Genomic DNA, 7,195 nt, shown 5'->3' on the forward strand with positions numbered 1-7,195 from the left:
CTCCGGCGTGCGTGGGCAGCCTCACAGCCGCTTGACCCCCTTGATCCGTCCGGCTCGCGCCGCCCGGTTGCGGGCGGCCTTGACGCGCAGTCCGCCGCGCTGGTCACCGATCCGCAGCCCGGTGCCGTTGGCCATGAAGCCGGTCGAGACGTCGGTGGCGGTGCCGGTGGACTCGGAGAGCGGGTCGTTGTCGGCGCGTCTGGCCAGCGCCATGATCAGCGGCACGGTGAACGGCGCCAGCAGCAGGTCGTACAGCACGGCGGTGAAGAGCAGGGAGACCAGGCCGACATGGCGGGCGGCGGTGTCCCCGACGAGGGCGCCGACGCCCGCGTACAGCAGGGTGGAGCCGATGGCGGCGCCGACCACCATGGCCATGGGGCCGGTGGCGGACCGCAGCGGGCCGGTCTCCGGTTTGGCCAGGCCGACCAGGTAGCCGATGAGGCAGAGCACCAGGGCGTAGCGGCCGGCGGCGTGGTCGGCCGGCGGGGCGAGGTCGGCCAGCAGTCCGGCGCCGAAGCCGACGAGGGCGCCGCTGACGTGTCCGTACACCAGGGCGAGGCTGACCACGACGAGCAGCAGCAGGTCGGGGACGGCGCCGGGGAGCTGGAGGCGGGCCAGGACGGAGACCTGGACGACCAGGGCGACGACGACGAGGGTGGCGGAGAGCAGAATCCTGTTGAAGCGCATCGGCACTTACTCCTCGTCCTGCTCTTCGGGCCGGCCGGCGACGCCGCCGTCGGCGTCGGCCCGGCCCTCCGGCGCGCCGCTCGGGGACGGGGTCACGGTGACCGTCACGGTCGGCGCGGGCCGGGGCCTGGGCGGCAGGACCATGTCGCGCGGGTCGGTGCGCGGGGCCTGTACGACGACGCCGACGACGTCCAGCTTGGTGAACCCGGCGTACGGGCGTACCGAGACGGTACGGGTCAGGTCGCCGCCGGACGGGTCGACGCGGACGACCTCGCCGACCGGGACGCCGGGGACGAACGGCTTGTCGGCCTGCGACCCGAAGGTGACCAGCCGGTCGCCGGGCTTGACCTTGGCCTTGCCGTTGAGCAGTTGCACGGAGAGGGGGCGGTCGCCCTGGCCGGTGGCGAAACCGAGCTCGTTCGTCTTCTCCATCCGGGTGCCGACGGTGAAGTCCGGGTCGTTGGCGAGCAGGACGGTCGCGGTGCCGGGTCCGACGGTGGTGACCCGGCCGACGAGGCCGTCGCCGTTGAGCACGGTCATGTCGCGCCGGATGCCGTCGTCGGAGCCCGCGTCGATGGTCACGGTCCAGGAGAAGCCCTGCGCGGCTCCTATGGCGATGACCTCGGCGGCCTTGATGCCGTACTGGCCGGCGCCGGCCTTCCTGAGCATGCTGTCGAGCTCGCGTACGCGGCTGCGGTTGCGGTCGTCGCTGCCCAGCCTGACCTTCAGCGCCGCGTTCTCCCGCTCCAGCTCGGCGATGCGGTCGTGACGCTCGCCGGAGTCCCGTACGGCTCCGATGGCGTTGCCGATCGGGTCGACCGCGGACGCGACACCGTTCTCGACGGGGCCGAAGACGCCGGCGGCGGCCCGGCGGGCACCGTCCACCGGTGACGCCTCGCCGCCGCGAATGTCCACGGTGATCAGCGCGAACGCGACCGCGATCAGCAGCACCAGGAGCAGTCGGCTCTCTCGTGTGTCCCTCACGTGGGGCGGCCGTACCTTCCTCGTAGGAATGTTTGTGCCGTTATACCAACGATCAGCCGTACGGGTATGGCAGCACCCGTACGGCTGACCTCGAAGCTTCCGTCACCTGCGCGGCTGGGCGTCCAGCACCTGCTGGAGCGCCTCGAACTCCTCGACGCACTTGCCGGATCCGAGCGCCACCGAGTCCAGCGGGTCCTCGGCGATGTGGATGGGCATCCCGGTCTCCCGGCGCAGCCGCTCGTCCAGGCCGCGCAGCAGGGCGCCACCGCCGGTGAGGACGATGCCGCGGTCCATCACGTCGCCGGAGAGCTCCGGCGGGCACTTGTCGAGGGTGGTCTTGACCGCGTCGACGATCGCGTTGACCGGCTCCTCGATGGCCTTGCGGACCTCGGCGGCGGAGATGACCACGGTCTTGGGCAACCCGGAGACCAGGTCGCGGCCGCGGATCTCGGTGTGCTCGTCGGTGTCCAGGTCGTACGCAGAACCGATGGTGATCTTGATCTGCTCGGCGGTGCGCTCACCGAGGAGGAGGCTGTACTCCTTCTTGACGTGCTGGATGATCGCGTTGTCCAGCTCGTCGCCGGCGACCCGGATGGACTGCGCCGTGACGATTCCGCCGAGCGAGATGACGGCGACCTCGGTGGTGCCGCCACCGATGTCCACGACCATGTTGCCGGTGGCCTCATGGACCGGCAGGCCGGAACCGATGGCCGCGGCCATGGGTTCCTCGATGATGTGCACCTGGCGCGCACCGGCCTGGGTGGACGCCTCGATCACGGCGCGGCGCTCGACGCCGGTGATGCCGGAGGGCACACAGACGACGACCCGGGGACGGGCCAGGTAACGGCGCTTGTGGATCTTGAGGATGAAATAGCGGAGCATCCGCTCGGTGATCTCGAAGTCGGCGATCACCCCGTCCTTGAGCGGCCGTACGGCGACGATGTTGCCAGGAGTCCGGCCGATCATCTTCTTCGCTTCGGCACCGACCGCCAGGATGCCGCCGGTGTTGGTGTTGATGGCGACGACGGACGGCTCGTTGAGGACGATGCCGCGACCCCTGACGTACACCAGCGTGTTGGCGGTCCCGAGGTCGACAGCCATGTCACGGCCGATGAACGACATTGAGTTCCCCTTGTTTCCCATGAGGATGCGTCGGGCCTTCCCAATTAGAGCGTTGACGGCTTCTCAGGTAGGCGAGGCGGGTGGTGTGGCGCGGAGATTCCCATCGTAGTGCCGCCTGCGCGGACACGGCGCGGTGGTGTGCCTCTGTACAGGTGACGAGGTGTCGGGGCGATGCGTTCCCGACCCCCCTCGTCATATACCGAAGGGCGACCGAAATTCCATCGGTCGCCCCAGGTCATGAGCGCTGTTCGGCTGACCGCGGATCAGGAGACGCCCGGGAAGAAGATCTTCAGTTCCCGAATGGCGGACTCCTCGGAGTCCGAGGCGTGAATCAGGTTCTCCCGGACGATGGTGCCGTAGTCGCCACGGATGGAGCCGGGCGCGGCGGCGATCGGGTCGGTCGGCCCGGCGAGCTGCCGGACGCCCTCGATGACCCGCTCGCCCTCGACGACCAGGGCGACGACCGGCCCGGAGGACATGAAGGCGACCAGCGGCTCGTAGAAGGGCTTGCCCTTGTGCTCGCCGTAGTGCTGCTCCAGCGTCTCCTGGTCCAGCTCGCGCAGCTCCAGCGCGGTGATGCTCCAGCCGGCCTTGCGCTCGATGCGGCCGATGATCTCGCCGATCAGGCCGCGGCGTACCGCGTCCGGCTTGAGAAGGACGAGCGTGCGCTGGGTCATGGTGTTACGGCTCCTTGCAGGCATACGTGTGCGGTGAGGTGAGGCTACAGGGGCGTCCCGGGGCGGCGGCACCCGGACCGCGCGGGAGGACCGGCCGGGCGTCGACCGGCGGGCACGGGGCGCCGGGCCGGAGCGCGGCCGGACGGGGTGGGGCGCCGGAAACCGGTGGCGCGCGGGGGCACGTCCGGCGGCGGAGGGCCGGCGAGGGCCCGGCGAGGAGGCGGGACCGGCGTGTCGCCGTCCCGGCGACGGGGACGGCGCGCCTCCTCGGGCCGTCCGGTGGCCGGGCGGCGCGGGGAGGTACGGGCGCAGGGCGTACGGGCGGAGGGCGTACGGCCGAGGGCTTCGGCGGAGGTGGCCGGGCGGGGACCGCCGGGCGTGGCGTACCGCCCGGCGCGCCCCGGCGCGAGCCGTGAGGCCGCGCGCGCCGACCGAGCGGCCCGCGCGCGGTGATCGGCGCGGGTGATCGGCGCGCGGCGTGCCGGAAGGGGTTCCGCTACCTCGGCTGGGGCTCGGCCGCGTCCTGCGCGGCCCACTTGGCCTTGGCCTCGTCGATCTTGCGGCCGAAGTGGACGGACGCCCACCACAGGCCCGCGAAGGCAGCGCCGAGGAAGAACATCGACGGGACCACGAAGCCGCTCAGGATCAGCGCGATCTGCAGCGCCCAGCCGAGCTGTATCCCGCCCGGACGGGTGATCATGCCGCACAGCAGGACGGACAGCGCCATGGCGACACCGCACACCGTCCAGACGGTGCCCATCGACAGGCTGTCGTCCTTCATGGCGACGAGCCCGGCGAAGCCGATCACGAAGAACTCGCCGATCAGTGTGGACGCGCAGAGCGTACGCATCGCGCTACCTAACCCTTCCCCAGCAGCAGCCGGGCCTCGCCGACCGTGATCACGGAACCGGTCACCAGGACGCCCGCCCCGGAGTACTCGCCCTCTTCCTCCGCGAGGGTGATCGCCGCCTCCAGCGCGTCGTCCAGGCGCGGCTCGACCACCACCCGCTCGTCGCCGAACACCTCGACCGCGACCGCGGCCAGCGCGTCGACGTCCATCGCGCGGTGGCTGGAGTTCTGGGTGACGACGACGTCCATGAAGATCGGCTCGAACGCCTCCAGCAGGCCCCGGACGTCCTTGTCGCCGCTGGCGCCGACCACGCCGATGAGCCGGGAGAAGCCGAACGCCTCGGTGATGCCCTCGGCCGCGGCCCGGGCCCCGGCCGGGTTGTGCGCGGCGTCCAGGACGACGGTGGGGCTGCGGCGGACCACTTCCAGCCGGCCCGGCGACGCCACCGACGCGAACGCCTTGCGGATGGTGTCCATGTCGAGCGTCCTGGCCCGCTGCGCGCCGATCCCGAAGAACGCCTCGACCGCGGCGAGCGCCACCGCCGCGTTGTGGGCCTGGTGGGCGCCGTGCAGCGGCAGGAAGATCTCCTCGTACTCGCCGCCGAGCCCGCGCAGGGTGACCATCTGCCCGCCGACGGCCACGTCCCGGGCGACCACGCCGTACTCCATGCCCTCACGGGCGACCGTGGCGTCCACCTCGACGGCCTTCTTCAGCATCACCTGGGCGGCGTCCACCGGCTGCTGCGCCAGGACGACGGTGGCGCCCTGCTTGATGATGCCGGACTTCTCCCCGGCGATGTCGGCGGTGGTGGCGCCGAGCCGGTCGGTGTGGTCCAGGTCGATGGGGGTGACGACGGCGACCGAGCCGTCGAGCACGTTGGTGGCGTCCCAGGTGCCGCCCATGCCGACCTCGACGACCGCCACGTCGACCGGCGCGTCGGCGAACGCGGCGTAGGCCATGCCGGTGAGCACCTCGAAGAACGACAGCCGGTAGTCCTGCGAGCCGTCGACCATGTCCACGTACGGCTTGATGTCGCGGTAGGTCTCGATGAACCGCTCGGCGGAGATCGGGGCACCGTCCAGGCTGATCCGCTCGGTGATCGACTGGACGTGCGGCGAGGTGTAGCGGCCGGTCCGCAGGTCGAAGGCGCCGAGCAGCGCCTCGATCATCCGGGCGGTGGACGTCTTGCCGTTGGTGCCGGTGATGTGGATCGAGGGGTACGCGCGCTGCGGCTCGCCCAGCACGTCCATCAGCGCCGCGATACGCGTCACCGACGGCTCCAGCTTGGTCTCGCCCCAGCGGCCGGCGAGCTCCTGCTCCACCTCGCGCAGCGCCTTGTCCACCTCCGGGTCGGCGGGCCGTCCGGGTACGGCGTCGGCTGCCCGGGGCGGTCCGGCCTGGGCGCGCAGGGTGCGGCTGCCGGCCTCGATCACCGCCAGGTCGGGGTCACGGTTGGTCTCGGCGTCGACGATGTCGTCGAACCTGTCGCTGGACGAGGGCTGCTCACTCACAGGGCCAGTCTACGGAGCGCCGCCGGCACCGGCCGCTGCGGGACTTCGGCCGAGCCACGCGGTCAGATCATCCGTAAACTTCCGATCATGGACATAGGCATCGATCTCGGCACCGCGAACACCCTCCTCTACGCCCGTGGCAAGGGCATCGTCCTCAACGAGCCGTCCGTCGTGGCGGTCCAGGAAGGGTCCGGCAGGGCACTGGCGGTGGGCTCGGAGGCGAAGGAGACCATTGGCCGCACGCCTGGTTCGATCACCGCGATCCGTCCCCTGCGTGACGGCGTGATCAGCGACTACGACGCGGCCGAGGTGATGATCCGGCACTTCGTGCGCAAGGCCGTGCCGGGGCGCAGGCCCCGCACCCGAATGGTCGTATGCGTGCCGAGCGGGGTCACCCCGGTGGAGCGGCGCGCCATCGTGCACGCCTCGCGGGGGGCGGGGGCGCGGACGGTGCACCTCATCGAGGAGCCGATGGCCGCGGCCATCGGAGCGGGGCTGCCGGTCTCGGACCCGCGCGGTTCGATGGTCGTGGACATCGGCGGCGGTACCACCGAGGTGGCGGTGATCTCGCTGGGTGGAATCGTCACCTCGCGGTCGCTGCGGGTCGGCGGCGACCGGCTGGACACGGCGATCACCGACTGGGTGCGCAAGGAGCACTCGCTGCTCATCGGTGAGCGCACCGCCGAGGACATCAAGTGCGCGATCGGCTCCGCCTGGCCGGTGCCGGGCCACGACGAGCTGGAGCACGCGGCCTTCACGGTGCGCGGACGGGAGAAGGTGGGCGGGCTGCCCAAGACCGTGGACCTGAAGGCCGGTGAGATCCGGGCCGCCCTGGACGAGCCGGTGGAGGCGATCATCGCGGCGGTGCGGGGCACCCTGGAGGAGTGCCCTCCCGAGCTGTCGGGCGACATCATGGAGCACGGCATCGTGCTGACGGGCGGCGGCGCGTTGCTGCCGGGGCTCGATCTGCGGATGGCCTCGGGTACGGGCATCCCGGTCTTCGTCGCGGAGGACCCGCTGGACTGCGTGGCGCTGGGGTCGGGCCGCTGCGTGGAGGACTTCGACACCCTGCAGCGGGTGCTGGAGCCGGCCTCCGCCCGGTGACCGGCGGGCACGGCGTGCGCGAGGCCGGGCGGGTGTCCGGGGCTGTCGCCCCGGACACCCGCCCGGCCTCGGTCGTTCCGCGCCGTGGCGCCAGGGGGTGTCTCGCCGATCTCGCCGGGCTCGCGTCACCCGGTGCCTGATCCGGCCCGATCGACGAGACACCTCCTAGGTCCTGTCTGACAAGGGATCTTGGGGGACGCGGAGCCAGAGGATGAGTGAGGCGAGGTGGATGCCGGCTTTGTAGCGGGCGGCGAGTTTGT

7 protein-coding genes are annotated in these 7,195 nt (G+C 71.7%); 1 reads left to right on the forward strand and 6 read right to left on the reverse strand.

The window, feature by feature from the left end; translation table 11 throughout:
- Positions 1-21: 21 nt before the first annotated feature.
- The 6 genes from mreD to AB0H53_RS26070 form a co-directional block, all read right to left on the reverse strand.
- Positions 22-687: a rod shape-determining protein MreD gene (gene mreD, locus AB0H53_RS26045; protein WP_362118038.1), complete on the reverse strand. Its 666-nt coding sequence runs from the start codon at positions 685-687 to the stop codon at positions 22-24.
- A 6-nt stretch (positions 688-693) separates the two neighbouring features.
- Positions 694-1,671, reverse strand: coding sequence for a rod shape-determining protein MreC (mreC, locus tag AB0H53_RS26050; RefSeq protein ID WP_362118041.1), 978 nt, complete (start codon positions 1,669-1,671; stop codon positions 694-696).
- A gap of 102 nt (positions 1,672-1,773) precedes the next feature.
- Complete coding sequence (locus AB0H53_RS26055; RefSeq protein WP_064069523.1) at positions 1,774-2,793, reverse strand: rod shape-determining protein; 1,020 nt, start codon at positions 2,791-2,793, stop codon at positions 1,774-1,776.
- A 263-nt stretch (positions 2,794-3,056) separates the two neighbouring features.
- The gene (ndk, locus tag AB0H53_RS26060; RefSeq protein ID WP_362118045.1) at positions 3,057-3,470 is read right to left on the reverse strand and encodes a nucleoside-diphosphate kinase; all 414 of its coding nucleotides are present in this window, start codon (positions 3,468-3,470) and stop codon (positions 3,057-3,059) included.
- Positions 3,471-3,966: 496 nt separating this feature from the next.
- Complete coding sequence (locus AB0H53_RS26065) at positions 3,967-4,320, reverse strand: DUF4233 domain-containing protein (protein ID WP_362118048.1); 354 nt, start codon at positions 4,318-4,320, stop codon at positions 3,967-3,969.
- Positions 4,321-4,328: 8 nt separating this feature from the next.
- Positions 4,329-5,831 (reverse strand): folylpolyglutamate synthase/dihydrofolate synthase family protein, encoded by a 1,503-nt coding sequence (locus tag AB0H53_RS26070; protein WP_362118051.1) that lies wholly within the window; start codon positions 5,829-5,831, stop codon positions 4,329-4,331.
- Positions 5,832-5,918: 87 nt separating this feature from the next.
- Here AB0H53_RS26070 and AB0H53_RS26075 point away from each other — a divergent pair, with 87 nt between their 5' ends.
- Entirely contained in the window at positions 5,919-6,935 is a 1,017-nt protein-coding gene (locus AB0H53_RS26075; protein WP_362118054.1) for a rod shape-determining protein, read from the forward strand.
- The last annotated feature ends 260 nt before the right edge of the window (positions 6,936-7,195 follow it).

The organism is Streptomyces sp. NPDC050856 (assembly GCF_040653855.1).
Lineage (GTDB): Bacteria > Actinomycetota > Actinomycetes > Streptomycetales > Streptomycetaceae > Streptomyces.

Bases quoted from the DNA above. Each gene is read 5' to 3' on its own strand.
- mreD (WP_362118038.1), bottom strand. From the start codon at position 687: ATGCGCTTCAACAGGATTCTGCTCTCCGCCACCCTCGTCGTCGTCGCC.
- AB0H53_RS26055 (WP_064069523.1), bottom strand. From the start codon at position 2,793: ATGTCGTTCATCGGCCGTGACATGGCTGTCGACCTCGGGACCGCCAAC.
- ndk (WP_362118045.1), bottom strand. From the start codon at position 3,470: ATGACCCAGCGCACGCTCGTCCTTCTCAAGCCGGACGCGGTACGCCGC.
- AB0H53_RS26065 (WP_362118048.1), bottom strand. From the start codon at position 4,320: ATGCGTACGCTCTGCGCGTCCACACTGATCGGCGAGTTCTTCGTGATC.
- AB0H53_RS26075 (WP_362118054.1), top strand. From the start codon at position 5,919: ATGGACATAGGCATCGATCTCGGCACCGCGAACACCCTCCTCTACGCC.